Genomic DNA, 24161 nt, shown 5'->3' on the forward strand with positions numbered 1-24161 from the left:
TGGGTACGGGGTCTGCTTGGTGTGAGGACGTTCCGTACGGTTTATTCACCGAATGAGGAATTCCGTGCGGCGTGCCGGTTGGTCCTTAATTCGTATGGCGGATAGTGCTGTAGCTGGGAGAGATTTCAATCCCTGGCTCACGCTTCGGGGCTGAAGACAATACGACACGAGGTGTGCACCATGAGACTGACGGCTATGATGCCAACGACAACCATGGCCATATGCCGGCAGGGCGCTTGATGCCATGCTGGAACAGACCCGCCTGCCGGACGAGATCATAATCATGGATGACGGGTCCACGGATAACAGCGTGGAAGTGATCAAGGAGTACGCTCGCAAGCATTCCGTCATCAAACCGGTTTTCCAGCCCAGAATAGGGGGGCTGTCTTTACGGCGCGTGAGATGGTTGCCATGTCTTTGGGGGACTATGTCGTGCCGCTCGCGTCAGACGATTTTATTCTGCCCAAGTTCTTCGAGCTGGACATGGGCATGCTGGCCGCAATCCGCAAGCCTCCATGTGCATCGGCGACTATTTTACCTTTGATGAACCGGCGCAGCGGTTGGAGCTGGCCCGTCCAGGCTGGAGCGATGAGCCGGTCTATTGGGACGGCCCCGCCTATGCCGAAGGGATCAAAGGCGATCTGGTGCCGGGTCACATTGCCATAATCAACAAGCATATGTTGGCCGGGGTGGGGGGATTTCGCACGGACATCCAGTGCCATTGCGACTGGTTCACCCTGCTGGCATTGGCGTTCCGCCATGGGATCTGCTACGTGCCGGAGCCGTTTGGCGCCCGGCGCAGGCATGGGGATTCCTACAGTGCCTGCGGCTCCTGAAGCTCGCCGAAAATTTCAAGGACGTTCCAGCCTACCCCCTTGAATCCCGTGCCCATACCGCTCGAGCGGAGCAGTTTGAACGACTTGAATGCCGTCAAGAAACGGTCATAGTCCATGCCTCGGGTATCGATCTGGTCGAGAAAGTGTCTCTGCGTTCCATGCCGGTAATGAAACGGTATCACCGTCTGTCCGGTCATGTCGTATTCCTTTGTCGAGTGGTGCTGGATCACGGGCCGTCTTCCAACCCGTAGGAGAAATCGATTGTGTCATAACACCCGATATCTCCACCCTATATGATCGTTCGAATAGTTCATTCTACTAGTAAATGGTGTATCCTGATAAGAAAAATCAATTACGTCGAGGGTTAGTGTTTTTATCCGTCTTTTTTTGGGAGAGTTAGTCTAGATAGGCAAACAACATACGAGGGAATGCCATCGGAGTGAGGAAGACAGGCATAGTAGTTGCAAATCACGACTAGGTGTGTTCAATTTGAAAAAAACATTTAGTCAGTGAGGAATATCACATGCAAAGGCTCAAGATTGTCTTGACCGTTCCAAACAACCGCTGGACCGAGGGTGATGAGAGTTCGTTTTGGCATTTTGTGCCTTACAATCTTTGCATGTTGGCCTCCATGATTCGTGACATGTGTGATGTGGAGATTCTCGATGCGAATTTTCATAATCTTTCGGCCGAGGCGTTTGTTGAGGAGTTGAAGACACGGAAGCCCGATGTGGTTGGCGTCACTGTACTCATGGATCAGTTCGCCAATACCGGGCACAAGGCTGCGGAACTGGCTCACAAGGCTTTGCCCGGGGTCAAGGTTGTCATGGGTGGTGTGTACACGACGATGAATCCGGAACGGGCCATTGCCGATGAGAACGTCGACATGTGCGTCATCGGCGAGGGCGAGTACGTCATGCAGGACCTGGTCCGCTATTATCAGGGCGAGGGAGAACTTCCGCAGAAGGGCATTATTTTTCGCAAGGACGGCAAGGTGGAAAACCGAGGCCGGTCCGATTTTATCCAAGATCTGGACGCCCTCCCCCTTCCTGCTTACGATCTTATTGAATTCCCTGAGTATTGCCGCAACGTCAGCCGAGCAACGGTCGACGCTCCTCCCGAACTGCCCTACGCTTGGCTGCTGACCTCGCGCGGATGCCCCATGGGCTGCTGCTTCTGTCAGGTGGAGTCCATCCAGGGTAAGAAAAATCGAATGCGGAGCGCTGAAAGCGTTCTTAACGAACTGGAGTGGCTCAAGCGGGAATATGGTATCAAGTCGTTCGTCTTCATGGATGACAACCTTTACGTCAGCCGGAAGAGGCTCATGGCCATCCTTGACGGTATGATCGAACGGGATTTGGTCATGCCTTGGGTCTCGGCCGGTACTGCGGTCTTCCGTCTGGATGAGGAGTTGCTGGTCAAGATGAAGGAAAGCGGCTGCCGCTATATCTGTGTAGCCATTGAGTCGGGCACCGAACGGATTCTCAAGGAGGTCATCCGCAAGCCCGTGGAGTACGAACACGCCAAGAAAATGGTCAAGCTGGCTAAAAGTCTGGGCATCTACGTGGGCGCGAATTTCATCGTCGGATTTCCCACTGAGACCTGGCAGGAAATCCGCCAGTCCATTCGTTTTGCCGAGGAACTGGACGCCGACTACATCAAGTTGTTTCACGCCATCCCGTTGCGACACACCAAGCTGTGGGAGTTGTGCGAAAAACATGGGGCCTTCAAGGATAACTTTGACGTGGATTCCTTGCGTTGGAGTGACGGCCAAATCGCCAGCGACGAATTCTCCAACAATGATCTGACAGTGCTACGCGCCTATGAGTGGGACCGCATCAACTTTACGGATGAGGCCAAACTGAAGCGGACCGCGGACATGATGCACATCTCGGTGGAGGAATTGAACGAGATCCGCAGGGAAACGCGCAAGAACGCGCATCGCAATATCTGGAAGGATGTGGATGCGGCGATGCACAAGGTGGGAATCTAGGTTCGCGCGCCGCCGTATCGGGCGAGTTCGAACATCCCGCTTGCCTGGCGTATGATCCCGGGAGCCCGTACAGACCGGCCCCCACAGCAAACAAAAGGTACACATCATGAAATTGACAGTTTTCATATCCAACTACAATTACGGCTCGTTAATCAGCAGATCTCTTGATGCCGTGCTGAGTCAGTCCCGCTTGCCTGACGAAATTCTTATTACGGACGACGGTTCTACCGACAACAGTGTGGACGTTATCAAGGAATATGCCCGTAAACACTCTATCATCAAGCCCCATTTCCGCCCGAAAAACATGGGAAGCGTGTCTGCGGCGCGTGAAATGGTCGAGAGGGCCGAAGGTGATTACATCATTCCGCTCTCGTCGGACGATTTTATCTTACCGGACTTCTTCCGGTTGGGCGCGGAGATGCTGGAGGAAAACCCGCAAGCAAGTATGTGCTTCGGTGATTTTTTTACCTTTGATGAGCCTTCGCAGCGGCTGGAGTTGTGGCGTACCGGCTGGAGCGAAGACCCCGTCTACTGGGACGGACCGACTTATGCCGAGGGTGTTAAGGGAGACCTTGTGCCCGGCCATGTGTCCATGATCAATAGGCGGATGCTTCTCGATGCCGGTGGATTTCGTGAAGACCTGAAATGGCATTGCGACTGGTTCGTCCTGCTGGCATTGGCCTTCCGCCATGGGGTCTGCTATGTCCCCGAGCCGTTCGGCGTCCGGCGTAGGCACGGTGACTCCTACAGTGCGACGGGGCGGCGCGATCGGTCCCAGCAGGACGCCATTCTCCGGCGCATCCTGGACCTGCTCGTCTCGGAGGAGTACCGGGACGTGCTGCCTGGATTCGTGGACAGTTGCTCCATGCTTTTTTTCCGCAATGAAATGCACCGGGTATTCATGACCGACCCCTCCCTGTGGACGCCGGAGCGAATCATGCTTTGTATGCCGGTGCTCCAGAGCCGGGCGGAGGAGTGCCGGGCGCAAGGACAGAAGTTGTGGGACGCCAGGCTCGACCCCTTCGAAACTGAGTATCTTGATTTGATAAAGCATCGCCTTGGCATCGAATAGTCGGGAATCCGTCCCAGCACCGGTGTATCACGAGTGGATAGAGGTGGTCTCATGGTGAAGATCCTGCAAAACGACATTGCTGAGAATGTGGTCTTCGGAGAAGACGTCACGGTCGTGGCCCCGGTAAATCTGGATGGTTGCTCCGTTGGACAGGGGACATTTGTCAACCCTTCCACCGAGATCCAGTCGGATGTTGCCATAGGGAAAAACTGCCGTATTCAGTCCCACGCATTTATCTGCTCATTGGTCTCCGTCGGCAACAATTCACGACCTCTCACGGAGCCAAGTTCGTGAATGACAAGTTTACCAATGAAAGTCCTGTAGAGGGGACAAGTCCTTATGGTGTTCCACAACCCTGGGCGACAACGTATCGGTGGGCACCAACGCCACGCTTCTCCCTGTTTCTGTCTGTTCCGATGTCGTTATCGGCGCGGGTAGTGTGGTGACGCTGGATATCGTCAAGCCCGGCTACTATTGCGGCAATCCGACTCGATTTCTGCGGCCATTGAATGGAGACGACAAGTGATTGATATCCCTAAATTCCTAGTCATCGGCGCATCCGGCTATCTGGGGTCCGCCCTGCTCGCCGTGGCGCGAAGGGGCCACCCGGACGCCATGGGGTTGACCAGCCGTTCCGTCCCCCTGGAAGCGCCGGATCTTTCGGTGGTCGGCGTGGATGATATGGGGTACGAGTGGGGCGTCATCGCTGCGGAAGTCTCTGACCCGGCCCGCTGGGCGGCGGAACCCGAGGCTGTTCGCAAATGCAATGTGGACGGCACCCTGAGTCTTGCCCGCCAGCTTGCCGAGATGGACATCCGCCCCTTATGGTTCTCGTCTGATCAGGTTTTCGACGGCCGGGAATCGTCCTACGGCGACGACGCGCCGACCAGCCCGGTCAATGAGTATGGACGGCAGAAGGCGGAGGTCGAGGCGCGGTTTACCGAGGCCTCTCTCGGCATGGGACTGGTCGTCCGGTTGTCCGTGGTTTACGACACGGTGCCCGGTTCGGGCACGCTGCTGGATGCCATGATGGGCAACCTGCGTTCCGGCGGTATCGAGCGGGCGGCGTCGGGCATTTGTCTGTCGCCCACGCATATCGATGACGTTGCAGCCTGCCTGCTGCATCTCATGCGCGCCAAGACGACGGGCGTCGTCAACGTAACCGCCGAGTCCATCTCCCATCTTGATTTGGCGCGGCTGGCGGCCGAGGCTGCCGGTGTGGGGGAGGATCGGGTGCAGCCTGTCGACGTTGCCGATTTGGACGCGCCGTTTCTCCGGCCTTTGGGAGGTGTGGTTCTGGCTCCCTCGCCGCGTCTGGACGGATACAAATTCCTGGATGTGCGCGAGGCATTGACGCGGCTGGCTGCGGCAACACGGTAGAAAATTTTGAGGAACGCCCCTAGTGACGCTGATCGGAATTGATTTGGACAACACCCTGGTGGCCTATGGCCATGCGTTTCGCGACCTTGCCGTTGAGCGCGGTCTGGCGGATTCCTCCATTGCGGCGGACAAGTCCGCCGTGCGGGCGGAGGTCTGGGCCAAGCACGACGATATCGCCTGGCAGCATCTTCAGGCCGCTGTGTACGGGCCGGAGATCAGCCGGGGGTTGGTCATGGCGGGTGCCGCCAAATTCCTGCTCGCCTGCCGGGACCGGGGGCTCGAACTGGTCATCGTCAGCCACAAGAGCGAGTTTGCCTCCATTGATCCCGGTGGCTGCAACCTGCGCACGTCAGCCATGGGCTGGCTTGAGCTGAACGGCTTTTTCCGGCCGGTCTGTGCGGGCGGCTTTGGATTTTCGCCGGGCGAAGTGTTTTTCGAGGGCAAGCGGTCCGCCAAGGTCGAGCGGATCAACGGGCTGGGATGTGATGTCTTCATCGACGATTTGCCCGAAGTGCTCACCCATCCTGACCTCGCGCCTTCCGTGCGCCGCATCCTGCATCAGCCGCAGCCGGGCGAAGCCGAAGGATGCGAATTGGCCGGGCCGTGGCCGCACATCTCCCGTCACCTGCTGGGGGGCGACTGATGCCGCGCCGCACGCCCTACGTGGATTCGGATTTCTTCGGTATGCCGCCCGGTACCAAGGCCTCGCCGCTGGGCGGAGGGCGCAACAGCCAAGTCTTCCTCATGGATATCCCGGACCGCGACCCACTGGTCTTCAAGCGCTACTTTGTGGACACGAGCGACAAACGTGATCGACAGGGGGCCGAGGCCCGTGCCCTGCGTTTCCTGGCCGAAGCGGGCGTGCGCCAGTCGCCCCGGCTGCTTGCGTTGGACAAGGACCGCCAAGCCTCCATGCTCTCCTATGTGCGGGGCGACAAGATCGCCGAACCCACGGAGCATCACATGGACGAGTCCGCCCGGTTTCTGGTGCGGCTCATCGAACTTTCGGCATCGGAAGAAGCCGCCAAGACCGGGTTCACTTCCGCGTCCGAGGCCTTTTTTTCCGTGGAAGGCGTGGCGGAGAACATCCGCGTCCGGCTGGCCCGGCTGGATTCCGTTGACGACGAATGTCCGCTTTGCGCGGAACTTTCCAATTTTCGCGACAACGAGTTGCGTCCGGCACTTGATCGAAACCTTGAGGCGTGCGCCCGGTTGTTGGAAGCTGCGGATATGCGCATGGATCGGGAAATCCCCGAATCCTGGCGCATCCTAAGCCCGTCGGACTTCGGCCTGCACAACGTGCTGGTCCGGCCGGACGGCACCCTCGCCTTTTTCGACTACGAATATTTCGGATGGGACGACCCGTCCAAGACCCTGGCCGATTTCTGCCTTCATCCGGCCATGAATCTCTCCGGCCCGCTCCAGCGCCGGTTTCTGGAGGGCGTTCTGCCCGCCCTGATCCGCATCGGCTATGATCCACGCCGCGCCGCGCCCCTTTTTCCCCTTTTCGGCCTCAAGTGGTGCTGCATCCTGCTCAACGAGTTCGTCCCGCGCGACATGGCCCGACGTGCCTTTGCCATAGCGGGCGTCGAAGCGGAACCGCAGGTGGAGAAGGAGGCCGTGGATCAGGTGCTGACCCGGCAACTGGACAAGGCGAGCGCCCTGCTGCACAGTCTGGACGACCGGGCCGCCGTCTTCGCGCATCATATCGATACCCTGGCCCCCCGGCCATAGGAAGGACACAATGAGCAAAACAATTCTCGTCTCCGGCGGTGCCGGATATATCGGTTCACACACCTGCAAGGCCCTGGCCGCGCGCGGCTACACCCCGGTGGTTTACGACAATCTGGTCTACGGCCACGAGTGGGCCGTCAAATGGGGCCCGCTGGTCAAGGGCGATATTGCGGACCGCGAGGCTCTGGACGCGGCCTTCGAGACCTACAAGCCGGACGGCGTCATCCATTTCGCGGCGTTTTGCTTTGTCGGGGAGTCCGTGCAGGACCCCGGCAAATATTATCGCAACAACGTCTCCGGCACCCTGACCCTGCTGGAGGCCATGCGCGACCACGGCGTGAAGCCCATCGTCTTTTCCTCCACCTGTGCGGTCTATGGTATGCCGCAGCACATGCCCATGAACGAGGAACACCCGCAGTGGCCCATCAACCCCTACGGCTGGTCCAAATTCATGATAGAGCGCGTGCTGGAGGACTTCGGCCGCGCCTATGGTACCCGCCATTGTGCCCTGCGCTATTTCAACGCCGCCGGAGCCGATCCCGAGGGCGAGATCGGCGAAGCCCACGATCCGGAAACCCATCTCATTCCCCTGGTGCTGGAGGCCGCCCGCGACCCGAAACGGACCATCTCCATCTTCGGCACGGACTACGACACGCCCGACGGCACCTGCATCCGCGACTACATTCACGTCAACGATCTGGCCGATGCCCACATCCGCGCCCTGCAATACCTGGAAGACAACAATTCAGCCGCCATCAACCTCGGCACCGGCACCGGCAATTCCGTGAAGGAGATCATCGATGCCGCCCGAAACGTCACCGGCCTGCCCATCGAGCCGGTCATCGGCTCCCGCCGCCCCGGCGACCCGCCGCGTCTGGTGGCGGACCGCACTTATGCGGGCAAGCTCTTGGGCTGGAACCCGCAGTATTTAGACATCCGCGAGACGTTGGCTCACGCCTGGAATTGGATGAATCGGTAGAAGCTGGGAAGAAAGGCAAAAGGCAGAAGTTGAGCCGCCTCCGGCGGGATTCACTTTAGAGTGTTTCGCACCCTCAAGGTGCGAGTTACTTTTGGACCAGAGCGCCCAAAAGTAACCAAAAAGCGCTCTTGGGGTGCCATGTCCATCGCCCCGGTGACGGACAAAGAATCTGATCCAAACGGCCTGCGCTCCCACGGCCCAAGGCGGGAAGCTAAAAAAGCCGGTCCGCGAAGATTCGCTCCGGCCGTTTGGTCAGCTTCTAAGCCGCGTCCCCACAGGGCTTCCGCGAAGTAGCTTGGCTATTCACCGCTGCGGCAAGCAGAAGTCTGAACATCCGCAAAAGCAGGTCCTGAAGACAACCGTCCGATCCCGCAAATCGTAACAGTTAATTCGCTGACACCAGCCCTGTGTTTCGGCGGTTAGCAACCGACCAAGCGGGTAAGGCGGCTCCCGTGAGCCACCCGGACGGCTGGCGGTAGCCTCGGTCTGCTCGCGGAGAAACGGCACTATACTTTTCATTTGATGGAGCCGTCCCGCTTGGATCGGATGCTTCCGACGTAACACGCAGGCGGCCAAGCTACCCCCAAGGGCCTTTTTCGTTCTTTTTGGCCCAGCAAAAAGAACCGCTGCCCGCGCAGGGCATTGGAGGGCATTTTGAAGCCGAACGGCTTCAAACCCGGCTCTCTGCTTCTGGAAAATCAAAGATAAAAACATAAAAGAAAGACAAAATACAGAAGTGGAGTCGCCTCCGGCGGGATTCATTTCAGAGTGTTTCGCACCCTAAAGGTGCGAGTTACTTTTGGACCAGAGCGCCCAAAAGTAACCAAAAAGCGCTCCTGGGGGGCCATGCCCATCGCCCCGGTGACGGGCCAAGAATCTGATCCGAACGGCCTGCGCTCCCGCGTCCCAAGGCGGGGAGCTAAAAAAGCCGGGCCGCGAAAATTCGCTCCGGCCGTTTGGTCAGCTTCTAAGCCGCGTCCCCGCAGGGCTTCCGCGAAGTAGCTTGTCTCTTTGACGTTGCGGCAAGCAAGAACCCGAACATCCGCAAAAGATGGTCCTGAAGACAGACGTTCGGTCTCGGAAGGCGTTGCTGCTAATTCGCTGATACCAGCCCTGTGTTTCGGCGGTTAGCAGCCGACCAAACGGGTAAGGCGGCTCCCGTGAGCCACCCGGACGGATGGTGGCAGCCTCGGTCTGCTCGCGGAGAAACGGCACTATACTTTTCATTTGATGGAGCCGTCCCGCTTGGATCGGATGCTTCCGGCGAAACACGCAGGCGGCCAGTCTACCCCCAAGGGCCTTTTTCGTTCTTTTTGGCCCAGCAAAAAGAACCGCCGCCCGCGCAGGGCATGGAGGGGATTTTGAAGCCGAACGGCTTCAAACCCGGCTCTCCTCGAACAAAAAAACTCCCCCTGACATTTTACGTTCAGGGGGAGTTCCTCAACTTCCATCCATCAACCCCGTTAAGGGCGGGATTTTATTGTACACTCGTCGAGGTAGTATCAGGCTTCACGATGAACTTTTCCTGTTGTAGCTTGTACTGCTCCAAAAACTCGCCGATCTTGGTGAATGTGGTCGTCTGGACCGGTCCGTTGGGATGATCCGAAACCGTCACATCCGGGATGAAGATTGAGGCGAAGCGCAGGCCGTTCTTGCTCAGTTTGCCGTATCTGACATCCTGCGGTTTGAAGTATGCTTTGATGTCCGCCTTGATCTGATCGTAGTCGTCTGTCTGATATATTGCGGCCACGACGACGTCCAGCGTGTGCTCCGTGCAGTTTTGGTATTCCTTGGTAAAGGGATTTGCGATCACGGAGTAGTGGGGCTGGTGAACCTTTTCGTAGGTGGGCGAGTGAATAACCTCTGAAATGCGCTGTTGCAGCTTGGGGGTGGGAATGATGACTCCGGCCTCCAGCGTATACACCCCGGAAAAGAAGTCTGCCGGAAAGTCCTGAACCAATTCACTGAGTTCTGGGTGATCGCTCAACTGGTAGAGGTTGTAGACCGCGTAGCCCGGAACCTTGTTGCCGTCATTGGTTGTAATCATCGAGTATTCGAAAATCCCGACGTGGGTGAAGCTGATGCCCTTGGGCAGGTCCTCGCGAGCCCGACCGACTCTGCCGACCAGGGCTATATGCGCCCCGCGTTGGGCCAGCTCCTTCTCCACTTTTTTGGCAAAGGCGTATACTTCCTGGGGCTTGAAGTTGACAGGTTCGGCGGCACTCCTGCTCCCGGCATTGGCCTCTGGAGAAAGGAGGAAAACAAACAACAGCAGTAGAACGGCAGCACGTGATTTCATATTTAGCCCCTCTGCTTACTGCATTGCCTTGTCGGGAGCCGGACCGGCGGTAATCGTTTTGTCCGTCACAGGCAGGGGCTTGCCGCTTGCGTTATCCATCATGGAATCTCCGGCCTTGCCGGAAACTTGTCCGGCGGCACCCGATACCGTGAGCGGAACCGCACTGACGGCCGACGCACCTTGAAGAGAACCGCCGGTGACCTGAGCTGATCCCTTTACAACGTTGGAGCTTCCCTCTGCCGAATTTTTCGCACTGCCGTCTGCAAATGCTATGGAAAAGGAGAGCAGCAGGGACAATAGGGCAGCCAAGAGAACTAACGTAAGCTTTCGCATTTCAATCTCCATGGGATGAATAATATGACAAGTGTTACAAAAACATTGCTCCGCATATAAAATCGATAGACAAAAATCAATAATCATCAAGAAAAAACAGCCGTGACAGGGATCTCATCAACATAGGATTTCGGCATAAATCGCAACTTTTGTCCATATACTGATTAAACGGCACACAACAGAAAAGACATAATAACGGGGCATTGGACTGAGGGTTTTCTCTATCATTTGAATAAAAGCGGCGGATCACCCAAGGCGATCCGCCGCTTACTAGCGCTGCCCCGCCGGAGGGCGGGAAAACCATTTACTTTTGCGTCTCGACGTACCAGCCGCTGGACTTGGTCAGCAAATCCTGCACCCGCCCGACCAGCGCGTGCGGGTCGGTCAAATACCCCTCAAGCAGCAGCGCCGACTCGAAGAGCTGGTTGGCCGCCTGATCGATGAACGGATCGTTCTCGTCCTTCTCGATGATGACCAGCAGGTTGCGGACCAGCGGGTGGTCCGGGTTCACTTCCAGCACCTTTTTGGGGATGGAGGTGTCCTTGGAAACCACGCGCATGATCTTGTCCATGGAGGAGGTGACATTGCCGTCCGGGTTGGCCAGGCAGACAGGGGAGCTGGACAACCGGCCGGTGGCCTTGACCTCGGTCACGGCGTCGCCCAGTACGGCCTTGATGCGGGCGAGCAGCTTGTCCAGAACCGGCTTCTGCTCTTCGGCCAGCGGCTCCGGCTTGTCCTGCGGCTCGATGTCCTCGAACTTGTCGAGCTTGGCCATGTCCGCATGTTCGGCGCTGACCAGGGTTTTGCCTTCGAAGTCGCGCAGGGCGTCCATGACGAACTCGTCAATGGGCTCGAAGAGGTAGAGCACCTCCACGCCCTTGCGCCGGAAGACTTCCAGGTGCGGGGAGAGGGCCAGGGCCTCGCGGCTCGGTCCGTAGGCGTAGTAGATCTCCTCCTGTCCTTCCTTGGCGCGGGAGAGGTAGTCGGCCAGCGAGGTCAGTCCCTTGGTGTCCTCATGGTGCGAGGAGTTGAAGCGGACCAGGGAGGCGAACTTGTCCTTGTTCAGGAAATCGATGTACCCGGCCTTAAAGAGCAGGCCGTGGGCGCGCCAGAACTCGGCGTAGCGCTCCTCGTCGTCCTTGGCCATCTTGCCCAGATGGTCCAGCACCTGCTTGACCAGGGTGGAGCTGATCTTGCGCATGAGCAGGTTGTCCTGCAACGTCTCGCGCGAGATGTTCAGGGGCAGGTCCTCGGTATCGACCACTCCCTTGATGAAGCCGAGGTATTCGGGGAGCAGGTCCTTGTTCTGCTTTTCGATGAGCACGCGGCGGACATAGAGGTCCAGGCCGCGGTTCTCGCGGTTCATGCCGAAGGGATCGTCCCCGTTCTTGGGGGTGAACATCAGGGCATTGAACTGTACCGGCGCGTCGACAGAAGTGTGCAGGGTGTCGAAGGGGTCCTCGGAGTCGTAGGTCAGGAACTTGTAGAACTCGGCGTATTGCTCGCTGGTGATCTGGAACTTGGGCTCGCGCCACAGGGCGGAGACCGTGTTCACCCGCTCGTCGTCCACGAAGATGGGGAAATTGACGAAGTTGGAGTGCTTTTTGACGATGTTCTTCAGCGCGGCCTTGTTGGTGAACTGATCGACCATGTCCTTTTGCAGCTTGACCTCGATCCTGGTGCCGCGCGGCATGTCGCCCATGGCATCGGGTTCCAGATCCTGGAGCTTGTAGTCGGTGCGGCCGTCCGAGGTCCAGGCGATGGGCTGGGCGCCCTCGTCCATGGAGCGGGTGGTGACGGTGACCTCGTCGGCCACCATGTATACGGAATAGAACCCGACGCCGAAGCGGCCGATGAGGGAATCCAGGGATTCCTTGCTGTCTTCCGCCAGCTTGGCGATCTCGGCGGTGCCGGAGTGCGCGATGGTGCCGATGTTCTGCATCAGCTCGTCGCGGGTCATGCCCACGCCGGTGTCGGTCACAGTGACGGTCCCGGCTTCCTTGTCGGCGGTGATGCGGATCTCCGGGGCTATCTCGTCCTCATTTCCCTGGCTGGTTGCCTTGAACCGGGCCTTCTCCAGGGCATCGGATGCGTTGGAGATCAGTTCGCGCAGAAAGATTTCCTTGTTGGTGTACAGGGAGTGCACCAGGATGTTGAGAAGCTGGCTGACTTCCGCCTTGAATTTGTGGGTGGTCTTTTTGCCCATTTTCAAACCTCCGAAGCGAGCCGACCGGACGCGTGTGCCGCGCAGGCATTCCGGAACGGCGTGGTGTTGTTTGGTTGCGTTGTGCCGCCCGTCATTCGACAAGGCCCGCCGACCGGACAAAAAGCCGGTCGGCGGGACTGCTTGGCGTGGGGGCCGTGCGGGAATGGCGATTTCCGCACGTTGTGTAAATAGTTACGGTCGGGTTGCTGTCAAGGGCTGAATGGAAGGTTGGGAGGATATCCCGAATTCCCGCTACCCCGGCCCCGGTGGGCGATCACCGGGGCCGGGACGGGCATGGTTGCCTAGAGAGTGCCCTTGGAGGTCTAGAGAACCGAAATATTGGGGCTAGGCCGAAACCGCCTTGATCTTGCCCAGGAGGTACTTCTCCATTTCGCGGCGGTCCTTGCGCAGGCGGATCATCTCCGCCTCCATGATCTTGAGCTTTTCCCTGAGCTCCGCGTTTTCGGACTTGAGCGCCTCGGTCTCCTGCATGGTGGAGGTGATGCGGTCGGCGGCGGCTTCCAGCCCGCTGCGGATGTCTTCAACGTCCTGCCCGCCCAGGGCCTCGGGGTTGAGCACGGAGCGGATGCCCTCGCCCACGGATTTGGCGATCTCCAGCCCGATGGCGGCGGCCATCTTCATGGCGGGCTCAATGGCGTTGCCGTTCATGGGCACGGGGGCATAGGCGGTGCCTTCGGGCATGGCATCGGCCTGGAGCGGATAGGACCCGGCCAGCTGGTCCATGACGTCGCGCGCGGTGTGCCCTTCCTTGAGCAGGCGGGAAATGGTGGAAAACACCTCCACTGCCTCGGGCTTGAACCGCTTCTGACGGCCCCGTCCCACACTGGGCAGATGCTGGGCGAACCGATTCTTCCAGTAATGCACCGTGGATTCGGGCAATTCCAGTTCGCGGGCGATCTCCGCCACGGAAAGTACTTTCTTGCCGGTCATTGTTCCCCCCCTGAGTTTCTGACCCCTTGTTGTTCTTCATTGGAGTACAGAACATTGCATTTTTTTTCAAGGGGAAACGCTGGCTTATCCTCTTAATTTTAAATGGTTTTTTGGCGTGTCCCGCGTTGTGGTTGAAATTCTTAATTTTTTCTAGACTTTTTATAGGGAATATTATGGAGAAAATCGCGTCAATATCCGTTTTTTCGGGCCATACCTCGCCATACAGACGACTGCTTTCCGGGATATCGTGGACCGGATTGGGGATGGTTTGCGGATTGATTGCTGCCCGTTGGAGGCGGTTGCCGGGGCTCGCGGACCGTTGCGGTTTGCCAAGGCGGGCGGCTTATACTACTAAGCGCTAATCGATCACGTTGCCCTGGACTAAGGAAACTCTATGAACAAGCTCTGCTCCCTTTCCTCCTGGTATTTGATTCTCCGCCTCGTCATCGGCGGCGTTTTTGTGGTTGCCGGTGCGCTGAAGCTTGCGGATACCGCATCCTTTGCCATAGCCATAGATGCCTACGGGCTGGTTGCCTGGAGCACGGCCAAGCTGCTGGCCCATCTCCTGCCGGTGGTGGAAATCCTCACCGGGCTTGGCCTCATTTTCGATATCCGGGGCGCGCTTGTACTTGTTGTCGCACAGTTGTTGGTGTTCATGGGCGTAGTCGGCTGGGCCATGCATCTCGGGCTGGACCTCGATTGCGGTTGCTTCGGCTCCGGCGGGCAGACCGGTGGTTCAGGCGGAGACCTCAAGGAGACCCTTTTCCGTGACGCGGCCCTTCTTGCCGGATGTGCCGTGCTCTACTGGCATCGCTGGCGCGACATGCGCCAGCCTCGTTCCCTGCTCCATCCCTTCAAGCGCTAATCTGTTTTTCCCTGTCTCGCGCTTTTCATTCCGCCCTTGCCTTGTGGTCTGGGGCCGCTCCTTCTTTGTGCGCGTTCCATATACTAGAAGCGGGCATGGATGTAGTCCATGCCCGCTTCTGTTACGACGGGTACTAGCTTGGGGTGAGAACTTAGAAGCCCAGGGCCATGCCGTCCTTGCGGGTGTCGCTGCCGCCGGAGAGCATTCCGGTTTCCTGGTTGATGCGAATGGCCTGGCTGCCGCCGATGGGGCTGTCCACGACACGCAGTTTGTGGCCGCGGTCGCGCAGTTCGGCCCGCACCAGATTCGGCACGCCGGGTTCGATTTCCATCTCGTCGCCAAAGGCGAAGGTTCGGGGGTGGTCCATGGCCTCCTGCAAATCCATGCCCCGGTCGAGGACATTGGATATGAGCTGCGCCTGTCCGGCTGCCTGATACTGGCCGCCCATGACGCCGAAGGGCATTACCGGCACGTCGTCCTTGAGCATCATGCCCGGGATGATGGTGTGCATGGGCCGCTTGTTCGGGCCGATGGCGTTGGGGTGGCCTTCGATCAGCCGAAAGGAGGCACCGCGGGAATGGAACAGGACGCCGGTGGCCGGGTCCAGATGCGTGGAGCCGAAGGAGTGGAAGATCGAGTTGATAAAGGAAATGGCGTTGCCTTCATTGTCCACCACGCACAGGTAGATGGTGTCCTTGTGCTCGGGTTCGTCCCAGAAGGCCGGGGGCATGGCCTTGTCCATGCGGATGCGCTTGGCCAGTGCGTCGATGGCCGGGTCGGAGAGCAGGGTCTCGGCCAGTCCCTCGCACTGCGAAGGGTCGCCGATGAGGGCGTCGCGGTGGTAATAGGCCAGCTTGGTCGCCTCGGCATGGAGGTGGATGCGGTCGGCTTCCGAGACATTGGGACCGAGGTCGAACCTGGACAGGATGCGCAGGATCATCAGCGCGGCCAGTCCCTGGCCGTTGGGCGGGCACTCGAAGATGTCGAATCCGCGATAGTTGGCGGAGATTGGATCGACCCAGTGGGCTTGATCGCATCCCTCGTAAAAGTCCTCGGCCGTGTGCAGGCCGCCGAGGGACTTGAGGTGGGCCGCCATGGCCGCGCCTGTCTCGCCGCGATAAAAGGCCTCGGCGCCCTTGGCCGCTATCTGGCGCAGCCGGGTGCCGATGAGCGGCTGGGCGATGCGCTCGCCGGTTTTCGGCGCGCGTCCGTTGGGCAGGAATACCTTGGCGGTGTGCTTGTCACCGGCGGCGAGTCCTTCGTTGGCTTTCCAGTCCTGGGCAACGCGGGGCGTGACCGGGAACCCGTTTTCCGCATAGCCGATGGCGCGCTGGAAGAGCCGGTCCATGGGCAGGGAACCGTGGTCCGCGTGCAGGCGGCACCATGCGGAGACCGAGCCGGGAATGGTTATGGCGTGGGGGCTGGTCTGTGGGATGGATTCGGTCAGGCCGGTGGCCTTGATTGTATCGATGGTTGCGGCGGCCGGAGCGCGACCTGAGCCGTTGAGCGCCTTTACCGCTCCGCCCTTGGGGGCATAAAGGGCGAAGCAGTCCCCGCCCACGCCCGTCATCAACGGATCGACGACGGACTGGACCGAGACGGCGGCCAGCGCGGCGTCGACCGCATTACCACCGGAGGACAGGATGTCCAGCCCCGCCGCTGTCGCCAACGGGTGCGAGGTGGCGATCATGGCGGAAGGGGCGAGGGTGCTCGGTCGTTTTGCAGAAAAAAAGTCGAAATGCATCGTGGTTTCACCTGGTTGTTGAACTTTGAGAGAGAGAGGCGCCTCAAACGATAGCGATATTGCAAGCCGATGGCTACGGCTGTTTTTCGATATGGGGATGCAGACAGGCCACGGCCCGTCCGGGGCAGGGGTGGGCAGGGGCGGATCGTATTTCCGGCAGTCCGCCTGGATCACGGGGCAGCGTGTGGAAAACCGGCATCCCTTGGGCAGGGCCATGGGGCTGGGAATCCCGCCCGGAAGCGGTTCCTTGAGCTCCTGGAAGAAACAGGGCGCAACGGCCCGAAGTGCAGCGGAATACGGATGGGCCGGTTTTTTCAGCACCGCGTTGGTCGGTCCCGTCTCCACTCTCCTGCCGAGATACATAATGGCTATATCGCAGCACTGGTAGCTGGCAACCCCCAGGTCGTGCGGGATGAAGATCAGGATCATCACTTCTTGCAGGCTGCGCAGCTGACGAACAAACGGCCTTCGGCGATCATTAGTCCCCAGTACGGTATGGGCGGGGTAATGGCGGTGCCGAGAGGGGATTCGTAGGCTTTCTGGGAATATTCGGCCTGAGCATCAGCTGGACGGGATTACCCGGCGCCAGCTTCGGTGCCTATCGCAAAAAACTGATTTTCAACCGACCTGATTCTGTCCGGCATGAGGCCTGGAATCTGTTTTCACTCCAGCAGACATGCCGGGATGAAAGGTCCCCATTCCTACAGATTCTCTCCGCAGGCCGCGCCGGAGGCAAAGGCCCAGTGCAGATTGTAGCCACCGAGGTCCCCGGCGACATCCAGGGCCTCGCCTATGACGTGCAGCCCCGGCACGGTCTTCGCCGCAAAGGTCTTGGATGAAATGGCGTCGGTATCGATACCGCCCACTGTAACCTCGGCCTTGGCAAGCCCTTCGGTGGCGGACGGCGTAATGCAAAAATGGTGAATGGCCTTTCCGGCCAGCTCGATCTGCTCTGCCGAGAGCTGACTGGCCGGAGTTTCAAGGAGTTCGGCCGGAAGCAGGTGCGGGCTCAGTCGTTTTGGCAGTACGCGGCCGAGCAGGTTTCGGAACAGGATGTTGGAGGTCCGATTGGCTTCCACCAGATCCTCCACAGGAGAACCGGGCAGGAAATCAATGGTGATGGACCGATTTTCTCGCCACCGGGAAGATATCTGCAAAATGGCTGGTCCCGAAAGGCCCGTGTGGGTAAAGAGCAGGGCGTCGGTAAAGGTGGCATTCTCGCAGGATACCGTTGCGTTCAGAGCGTTCCCGGCGAGGTCGCGGCATAGATCGCGTTGTTTTTTGGGCAGGCTCAGGCCGACCAGCCCGGGCCGGGTGGTCGCAACCTTCAGGCCGAACTGACGGGCAAGGGAATAGGCCAGCTCCGTACCGCCTGCCTGCGGCCATGAGGGGCCGCCAAGGGCGATGACGAGCTTGGGCGCTTCAAGCGTGGCCGGGCCGGAGCGAACTTGGAACGGACCGGAGCCTTCCACAGCGTCGATATCGTTGCCGAGGTACAGGGCGACGCCGAGACGTTGGCATTGCTCGGTGAGGATGCCGGCCAACTTGGGAGCGCCTTCATGGGTGAAGAGCTTGCCGTGGTCCCGTTCCTCATACGTTATGCCGTGGGAGGTGAAGAAGTCGATGACATCCCAGGGCGAAAGCCGGGCCAGCGCGGATTTGACGAAGTGTGGATTGGCGCAGAGGTAGTTGCGCGGCTCAACCGAAAGATTGGTGAAATTGCCTTTGCCCCCGCCGGAAATGCGGAGCTTGCGCGCGGTGCGCGAGGAGTGGTCCACTACGGCCACGGACAGGCCGCGCCGGGCGGCGGAAAGGGCGCAGAACAGGCCTGAGGCCCCTGCGCCGAGGATGATGACGTCGCATGATTGCATGGCGGGAAGATAGCAGGGAGTGGGACGGTGCGCCAGAGGGCGGAATCGTCTTTTCAAGCTTGCCGGATTTTGCTACAAGCAACGGAACGAACAAGAGAATTGACGGAGGTTGTGAACATGTTGGGTTATTTTTGGTTTTTCCTGGGACTGTGCCTGACCATCGCCGCCTTGGTGATGATCAAGATCAGCTCTCCCAACGAGCACTAGTTTTCGCCGCGCAAGCGGCATGAGAGGGGGAATCGGCAAGGCCGGTTCCCCTTTGTTTTAGGCGACACGAAACCATCCCGGAGGTGGCGCGATGATCATCTATTCCTGGAACGTGAACGGCTACCGGGCCGTGCTCAAGAAAAATTTTCGCGACTGGCTGGACGGCTGCGGCGGCGACGTGGTCATGCTGCAGGAAACCAAGGCCGAGCCGGAGCAGATAGAGACAGAGAACCGCGAGCCGGACTCCTTTTCCAATCATTATTGGAACTGGTCCAAGGGCAAGAAGGGATACTCCGGCACCGCCTGCTTTTCCAACCCGGAGCCGCTGGCCGTTTCCACAGGCCTGCCGGACCCGCGCTACACGGGCGAGGGCCGGGTGCTGCATCTGGAATACCCGGACTTCCACCTGTTCAACATCTATTTTCCCAACGGCCAGATGGGCGACGACCGACTCGCCTTCAAGATGGGCTTCTATGACTGCTTCCTGGAATATGCCGAGGAGCTGCGCAAGGCCAAACCCATCGTGGTCGGCGGCGACTTCAACACCGCCCATCGCGAGATCGACCTCAAGAATCCCAAGGCCAACAGCGAGCGCTCCGGTTTTCTGCCCGAGGAGCGGGCCTGGATCGACAAGTTCATCGAGCACGGCTACGTGGACACGTTCCGCATGTTCGAGGACGGTCCGGGACACTACTCCTGGTGGTCCTACAGGTTCAACGCCCGCAAGAACAACGCGGGGTGGCGCATCGACTATTTCTTTGTCTCGGATGAGCTGAAGGACAAGGTGACGCGCGCCTGGATCGAGTCGGACGTCATGGGGTCGGACCACTGCCCCATCGGCGTTGAAATCGACCTCTAGCAGGCTGTGTTTTTGAAGCCGGTCACTCCCTCGTTGGCGAGGAGGGCGGCCTTGCGCGTGAGCCCCCAGTGGAAGCCGCCGAGGGTGCCGTCGGAACGGATGACGCGGTGGCAGGGGATGACGACCGCAAGTCGGTTGCGCCCAACGGCCGAAGCCACCGCCCGAACCGAGGACGGGCGTCCGATGGCCTGCGCCACCTGCGCATAGGTGCGCGTCTCGCCTGTCGGGATGTTTGCCAGCTCATCCCAGACCTTGTGCTGAAACGGCGTCCCCTGCGGGTCCAGCGGAAGATTCAGTGGCTGGGCCGGGTCATCCAAAAAAGCGAGGATGGCGGCAAGCGGTTCTTTCAAGGCATCCTGGTCGGCCAGCACGGTTGCGTCGGGAAAACGATCCCCTACCGACCGTGTCAGAGACGGCACATCTTCCCCGAACTCAAGCGAACAAAGGCCGTTGGCGGAAAAGGCGGCGAGCAGTGTTCCGTAACGGGTCTCTGCCGTTGTATAGAGGATGGTCTGGCTGGATTGCGTCATGGTCTCCTCCCTTGCTTTGGATTTTAGCCCATACCATGCCAGTACAACTCCGCCCTGTAAATAAACGCCTCCCTTTCCAAAATGTGGGAGGCAGTGGGGCGTGTATCGGCCCACCCGGGCACAATCCCCACTCTTCTGTTCCCCGAGTGTTTGTTATTGTTGCGGATCGAGAATCATCCTTGACGCTGTATCCGGAAGCAACTATGAGTTCCACCTTTGTTTCAAATTGCCTTTTTTGAGCCTCCAGACAAGGCCCGATCTTGAATAGGTCAGGGCGGACCATTTGCCTGTGCCCATTGGCAACATGCCATCGGGACTCGTATGTCTTTCCGGAAAATCGTTAGTGTGACCCTCGTACCGGCCCTGTTTTCGTGTCTTCGAAAGGGCTATTCTCCCCAGTCCCTCATCCGTGATCTCGGGTCAGGCATCACCGTAGGCATTGTGGCGCTTCCGCTGGCCATGGCATTTGCCATCGCTTCAGGAGCAACGCCGGAACAGGGACTCTTCACTTCCATCGTCGCCGGATTCATCATCTCCGCCTTCGGAGGTTCCCGGTTCCAGATCGGCGGGCCCACGGGTGCCTTTGTGGTCATTGTCGCCAGCGTCATTGCCCGGCATGGATACCAGGGCTTGGTGGTGACTATGCTGTTGGCGGGAGTCTGGCTGATACTCATGGGGGTCTTCAACTTCGGGCAATTCCTGCGGTTCATCCCATATCCGGTCGTCACCGGCTTTACCTCGGGCATTGCACTGCTCATCGTCACGACCCAGATCAAGGACTTCTTCGGGCTCGGACTTGCCTCCGCGCCGTCCGATTTCATCGGGAGGATAGCCGCATGTGCCAAGGCAATGCCGACTTTCAGCCTGACGGCTCTAAGTATCAGCCTGGGGACGCTCCTTATCATGATTCTGGTGCGGCGGTTCGTCCCGCGGATTCCCGCGCATATCGTGGGTATTTTCTTTGCCACCGTGGCCACCTGGGGATTGCATCTGCCCATAGAAACCATCGGCTCCCATTTCGGCGGCATCCCCGCGCAACTTCCCCATCTGCAATATCCCGCGCTCGGGCTCGACACCATCCGCGAGCTGCTGCCCGAATCTTTTACCATAGCCCTGCTGGCAGGCATTGAATCCCTGCTCAGTGCCGTGGTTGCCGACGGAATGACCGGGGAACGGCATTCCCCCTCAATGGAACTGGTCGCTCAGGGATTCGCCAATATCGCCTCCGCACTGTTCGGCGGCATCCCCGCCACTGGGGCCATTGCGCGTACCGCCACCAATATTCGTGCCGGGGCTTACTCGCCTGTCTCGGGCATCATCCATGTTCTGACGCTGGTGGCGTTTGTGATGTGCTGCTCCAGCCTGCTGTATCACATTCCCCTTGCAAGCCTTGCGGCCATCCTTGTTTTCGTGGCCTGGGACATGAGCGATCTGCACCGGTTCAAGCGGCTGCTCCATGCCCCGAAAGCCGACTCCGCTGTCCTGCTGATAACGTTTTCGCTGACGGTGTTCGTCGATCTGACGGTTGCTGTTCAGGTAGGCGTTGTCCTTGCCGCACTGTTGTTCATGAAGCGCATGAGCGATGTGGGCAGCGTCTGCGAGGTCTCCATGGAAACGGAACCGGACACGCTTTCCGACGCTCAGTACCACGGCCAGATCGCCCGGTATAAAGTGGAAGGTCCGTTTTTCTTTGGCATGGCTCAGCGCTTCGTCGATACGATGCAGTTTACGCGGACGCCGCCCAAAGTGCTGATCATAACCCTGGCCCATGTCTATCATATCGACGCCACGGCGATTGAAGCCCTGGAAAGCGTCATCGAGAAAGCCCGGAAGACGGGCACCGCCGTGGTGCTTTCAGATCTCAATGAAGGGGTGGGCACCGTTCTTCGGGCCATGGGGACAAAAAAACTGGTTGGCCCGGAAAATCTGTGTCAGGATTATCCGTCTGCCGTGTTTCGCGCCAAATGCCTCATTCTTGAACAGGCTCGGGCGGAAATGCCTGAAGTGGCCAAGACCGGCCGCCGTGCCTTACGGTTGACACTGCCTCGTCCATAAGTCTCTCTGCTCCCCTCCCCCTGGTGGAGGAGGGGAGCGCCTTGTCCCTTCGCCTGTCTGCCGTTATCAAATAGTCTTCCCCATGTGAGAGCCAGCCGATGGCGTTTGCCAGCCGTCGGCAAAGGTACTCTCCTTTTCTTGAATCCTTTTCCTCTCTGTCTCTCAAGACCAGCCGTCGGTTTCCAGCCCGTTTGATCTGGGCAGATCCTACGCCGGATGCACCAAAGAAAAGGCCCGCCCGGCATTTGCCGGGCGGGCCCTTATTCTTGTCGTATCGACGCCGGACCTAGTTGAGCAGGTCGGGGCGGTTGATCTCGATCTTGGCGGTCTTGCGCAGCTTGACCATGAAGGCGTTGAGGGTCTCGGCCTCATAGTTCTTGTTGGCCTGGGCGATCCAGGCGTCCTTCTGCTCGTCCCAGGTCTTTTCCGGGGCGGGGATGACCGTGTTCTTGCGCACTATGAGAGTGCCCACGGGCATGTTGAAGGGCTGGGCAATCCAGCTGTTGTCCTTGGCCTGGAACACTGCGGTGGCCAGGTTGGGGTTGGAGCCGAGCTCGGGGATGTTGCCCCGGCGGCCAAAGGGCTGCGAGGTCTTGATCTCCTTGGCGTAGGGATTGGCTCCGTCCTTGGCCGCAGTGATGTCGGCCAGGACCTTTTCGCCCTGCTTGGCGGCCAGCTCTCGGGCCTGCTCCTGCTGCACGGCCTTGACGATGATATCGCGGACCTTTTCCAGCGGAACAGGTGCGGACGGGATGTCCTTGACCTTTTCCACGAGCATGTAGCCGCCGTCGATGGTCAGCGGGGTGCTGTGGGCCTCGCCCTCGGGGAGCTTCATGATGACCTTGGCCGCTTCGGGGGTGAGGCCGAAGGCCTGGGCCAGCTGGGTCTCCGGCACGGGGCGGGAGGTAACGGCCAGCAGGCCGAGTTCGTCGGCAACCGCATCGAGCTTCATGCCGGAAACCAGACGGTCCATGGCCTGATCCAGCATGTCGGTAGTCTTTTCGGAAGCTTTTTCCTCGGCAATGGTCCGGGAGATTTCGTCCTTGACCTCGTCCAGGTTCTTGGCCTTGGGCTCCTTGCGGTCTTCCACATAGATGATGTGCCAGCCGAACTGGGTTTCAAGCGGCTTGGTGACCTGCCCCTTGGGGGTTTCGAATGCGGCTTTTTCAAACGAGGGGACCATGTCGCCCTTGCCGAACCAGCCGAGTTCGCCGCCGGTGGGGGCGCTGGGGCCTTCGGAATATTTCTTGGCAAGTTCGGCGAAGTTCGCGCCCGGCTTGATCGCCTTGGCGTAGATTTCGTCGATCTTTTCCTTGGCCTTCTTCTTGTCGGCGTCGGAGTCCGCCTTGTTGGAGCGGATCAGGATGTGCCGTGCCTTGACCTCTTCCTTCTGGATCAGGTCATCCTTGTGGGCGGCGTAGTAGTCCTCGATCTCCTTTTCGCTGACCTTCTGGTAGGTGGCCAGATCCTTGGGCGTAAAGGAGAGGTAGCGGAGCTGCACCTGGGCCGGAACCGTGAAGCGGGCTTCGTTCTTCTTGTAGAAGTCGTTGATCTGCTCGTCGGTGACCTTGATCTTGTTCACGAAGTCGGCCGGATTGACCAGGATGTAATCCATGGTGGCGCGTTCGTTGACCCAATTATAGATCTGCCGGGCCTGGGCAGGCGTGGCCTGTCCGGTGGTCTGCACCATGCCGGTGATCTTGTTGGCGATCATTTCCTTCTTGAAATTGGCCTCGAACTGGGACGGGGTCATGCGGATGGATCGCAGGGCCATCTGATAGATGTTGCGGTCGAACTGCCCCTGCTGGTTCTTGAAGCTGGGAAGCCCGGATATGGCCGCAAACACCTCTTCGTCGCTGACGGAGACGCCGAGGCGTTCGGCTTCGTCCATGAGCAGGCGGGAATTGATCAGTTCACCGAGCACCATCTGCTTGAATTGCGGGGCCTGCAGCTGAGCCGGTGTCACATTGGGATTGGACCTGCGCAGCCCCTCGGCGGTGCGCTGGAAGGCGTCCTCGAATTCCGCGCGGGTGATGATGCGGTCGTTGACCGTGGCCAGGGTCGGGTCCTGTCCGTTGTTCAGGCCGCCCATACCAAAGGTAAGGACAAAGGCCAGAATGATGATGGCAAAGAGGACTTTGATGACCCAGCCGGACGCGTGTTCGCGCATGATATCTAACATCGCTACTCCAGGAAATGCTTATCCGGCCGGCCCCGTAGCAGGGGCAGCCGGTTTTTTCTCGGATG

22 protein-coding genes and 1 pseudogene are annotated in these 24161 nt (G+C 59.2%); 13 read left to right on the top strand and 10 right to left on the bottom strand.

Annotation, left to right across the window (positions count from 1 at the left end):
• Positions 1–226 precede the first annotated feature (226 nt).
• Both ACI0FG_RS18180 and ACI0FG_RS18185 read left to right on the top strand, forming a co-directional pair.
• Positions 227–544: pseudogene (locus tag ACI0FG_RS18180) on the top strand (glycosyltransferase family A protein); the annotation flags it as partial.
• A complete protein-coding gene (locus tag ACI0FG_RS18185) occupies positions 516–836 on the top strand; it encodes a hypothetical protein (RefSeq protein ID WP_419786432.1) in 321 nt (106 codons plus the stop codon). The pseudogene ACI0FG_RS18180 and the gene ACI0FG_RS18185, both read left to right, overlap by 29 nt.
• Here ACI0FG_RS18185 and ACI0FG_RS18190 read toward each other — a convergent pair.
• Positions 815–1033 (bottom strand): hypothetical protein, encoded by a 219-nt coding sequence (locus ACI0FG_RS18190; protein WP_419786433.1) that lies wholly within the window; start codon positions 1031–1033, stop codon positions 815–817. The two genes, ACI0FG_RS18185 and ACI0FG_RS18190, sit on opposite strands and share 22 nt — an antisense overlap.
• Before the next feature lie 326 nt (positions 1034–1359).
• Here ACI0FG_RS18190 and ACI0FG_RS18195 point away from each other — a divergent pair, with 326 nt between their 5' ends.
• Both ACI0FG_RS18195 and ACI0FG_RS18200 read left to right on the top strand, forming a co-directional pair.
• Entirely contained in the window at positions 1360–2829 is a 1470-nt protein-coding gene (locus ACI0FG_RS18195; protein ID WP_419786434.1) for a B12-binding domain-containing radical SAM protein, read from the top strand.
• Positions 2830–2935: 106 nt separating this feature from the next.
• Positions 2936–3901: a glycosyltransferase family 2 protein gene (locus tag ACI0FG_RS18200; protein WP_419786435.1), complete on the top strand. Its 966-nt coding sequence runs from the start codon at positions 2936–2938 to the stop codon at positions 3899–3901.
• Between the two features lie 27 nt (positions 3902–3928).
• Here the strand turns inward: ACI0FG_RS18200 and ACI0FG_RS18205 are convergent, their stop codons facing one another.
• Entirely contained in the window at positions 3929–4129 is a 201-nt protein-coding gene (locus ACI0FG_RS18205; RefSeq protein WP_419788420.1) for a hypothetical protein, read from the bottom strand.
• On the opposite strand from ACI0FG_RS18205, the gene ACI0FG_RS18210 reads away from it, so the two are divergent.
• The 6 genes from ACI0FG_RS18210 to galE all read left to right on the top strand — a co-directional run bounded on the left by ACI0FG_RS18210 (position 4082) and on the right by galE (position 7994).
• On the top strand, positions 4082–4195 hold the full coding sequence (locus ACI0FG_RS18210) for a hypothetical protein (RefSeq protein WP_419788413.1): 114 nt from the start codon (positions 4082–4084) through the stop codon (positions 4193–4195). The genes ACI0FG_RS18205 and ACI0FG_RS18210 overlap by 48 nt on opposite strands.
• Before the next feature lie 61 nt (positions 4196–4256).
• Complete coding sequence (locus ACI0FG_RS18215) at positions 4257–4427, top strand: acyltransferase (protein ID WP_419788414.1); 171 nt, start codon at positions 4257–4259, stop codon at positions 4425–4427.
• Positions 4424–5281, top strand: coding sequence for an SDR family oxidoreductase (locus tag ACI0FG_RS18220; RefSeq protein WP_419786436.1), 858 nt, complete (start codon positions 4424–4426; stop codon positions 5279–5281). Before ACI0FG_RS18215 ends, ACI0FG_RS18220 begins: the two co-directional genes overlap by 4 nt.
• 22 nt (positions 5282–5303) lie before the next feature.
• The gene (locus tag ACI0FG_RS18225) at positions 5304–5924 is read left to right on the top strand and encodes a hypothetical protein (RefSeq protein ID WP_419786437.1); all 621 of its coding nucleotides are present in this window, start codon (positions 5304–5306) and stop codon (positions 5922–5924) included.
• A complete protein-coding gene (locus ACI0FG_RS18230; protein ID WP_419786438.1) occupies positions 5924–7015 on the top strand; it encodes an aminoglycoside phosphotransferase family protein in 1092 nt (363 codons plus the stop codon). Before ACI0FG_RS18225 ends, ACI0FG_RS18230 begins: the two co-directional genes overlap by 1 nt.
• A gap of 10 nt (positions 7016–7025) precedes the next feature.
• Positions 7026–7994 carry a UDP-glucose 4-epimerase GalE gene (gene galE / locus ACI0FG_RS18235; protein ID WP_419786439.1) on the top strand — a complete coding sequence of 323 codons (969 nt, stop codon included), beginning with the start codon at positions 7026–7028 and terminating at the stop codon, positions 7992–7994.
• Positions 7995–9471: 1477 nt separating this feature from the next.
• On the opposite strand, the gene ACI0FG_RS18240 is transcribed toward galE, so the two are convergent.
• From ACI0FG_RS18240 to ACI0FG_RS18255, 4 genes are all read right to left on the bottom strand, one after another.
• A complete protein-coding gene (locus ACI0FG_RS18240) occupies positions 9472–10293 on the bottom strand; it encodes a DUF2145 domain-containing protein (protein WP_419786440.1) in 822 nt (273 codons plus the stop codon).
• Between the two features lie 15 nt (positions 10294–10308).
• Positions 10309–10716, bottom strand: coding sequence for a hypothetical protein (locus tag ACI0FG_RS18245; RefSeq protein WP_419786441.1), 408 nt, complete (start codon positions 10714–10716; stop codon positions 10309–10311).
• A 214-nt stretch (positions 10717–10930) separates the two neighbouring features.
• Positions 10931–12832, bottom strand: a complete 1902-nt coding sequence (htpG, locus tag ACI0FG_RS18250; RefSeq protein WP_419786442.1) for a molecular chaperone HtpG — start codon at positions 12830–12832, stop codon at positions 10931–10933.
• A gap of 345 nt (positions 12833–13177) precedes the next feature.
• Entirely contained in the window at positions 13178–13783 is a 606-nt protein-coding gene (locus tag ACI0FG_RS18255; RefSeq protein WP_419786443.1) for a MerR family transcriptional regulator, read from the bottom strand.
• Positions 13784–14177: 394 nt separating this feature from the next.
• On the opposite strand from ACI0FG_RS18255, the gene ACI0FG_RS18260 reads away from it, so the two are divergent.
• Positions 14178–14648, top strand: coding sequence for a MauE/DoxX family redox-associated membrane protein (locus ACI0FG_RS18260; protein WP_419786444.1), 471 nt, complete (start codon positions 14178–14180; stop codon positions 14646–14648).
• 151 nt (positions 14649–14799) lie between these two features.
• Here the strand turns inward: ACI0FG_RS18260 and ggt are convergent, their stop codons facing one another.
• Both ggt and ACI0FG_RS18270 read right to left on the bottom strand, forming a co-directional pair.
• Positions 14800–16821 (bottom strand): gamma-glutamyltransferase, encoded by a 2022-nt coding sequence (ggt, locus tag ACI0FG_RS18265; protein WP_419786445.1) that lies wholly within the window; start codon positions 16819–16821, stop codon positions 14800–14802.
• Between the two features lie 272 nt (positions 16822–17093).
• Entirely contained in the window at positions 17094–18320 is a 1227-nt protein-coding gene (locus tag ACI0FG_RS18270; RefSeq protein ID WP_419786446.1) for an NAD(P)/FAD-dependent oxidoreductase, read from the bottom strand.
• Positions 18321–18561: 241 nt separating this feature from the next.
• Between ACI0FG_RS18270 and ACI0FG_RS18275 the strand changes: the two genes are divergently transcribed.
• Complete coding sequence (locus tag ACI0FG_RS18275) at positions 18562–19329, top strand: exodeoxyribonuclease III (protein WP_419786447.1); 768 nt, start codon at positions 18562–18564, stop codon at positions 19327–19329.
• Here ACI0FG_RS18275 and ACI0FG_RS18280 read toward each other — a convergent pair.
• Positions 19326–19859 (bottom strand): methylated-DNA--[protein]-cysteine S-methyltransferase, encoded by a 534-nt coding sequence (locus ACI0FG_RS18280; protein WP_419786448.1) that lies wholly within the window; start codon positions 19857–19859, stop codon positions 19326–19328. The two genes, ACI0FG_RS18275 and ACI0FG_RS18280, sit on opposite strands and share 4 nt — an antisense overlap.
• 345 nt (positions 19860–20204) lie before the next feature.
• Here ACI0FG_RS18280 and ACI0FG_RS18285 point away from each other — a divergent pair, with 345 nt between their 5' ends.
• Positions 20205–21914 (top strand): SulP family inorganic anion transporter, encoded by a 1710-nt coding sequence (locus tag ACI0FG_RS18285; protein WP_419786449.1) that lies wholly within the window; start codon positions 20205–20207, stop codon positions 21912–21914.
• A 286-nt stretch (positions 21915–22200) separates the two neighbouring features.
• Here the strand turns inward: ACI0FG_RS18285 and ACI0FG_RS18290 are convergent, their stop codons facing one another.
• Complete coding sequence (locus tag ACI0FG_RS18290; protein WP_419786450.1) at positions 22201–24096, bottom strand: SurA N-terminal domain-containing protein; 1896 nt, start codon at positions 24094–24096, stop codon at positions 22201–22203.
• Positions 24097–24161: the final 65 nt, after the last annotated feature.

Source organism: Pseudodesulfovibrio sp. 7M6 (assembly GCF_050058625.1).
GTDB lineage: Bacteria > Desulfobacterota > Desulfovibrionia > Desulfovibrionales > Desulfovibrionaceae > Pseudodesulfovibrio > Pseudodesulfovibrio salinus.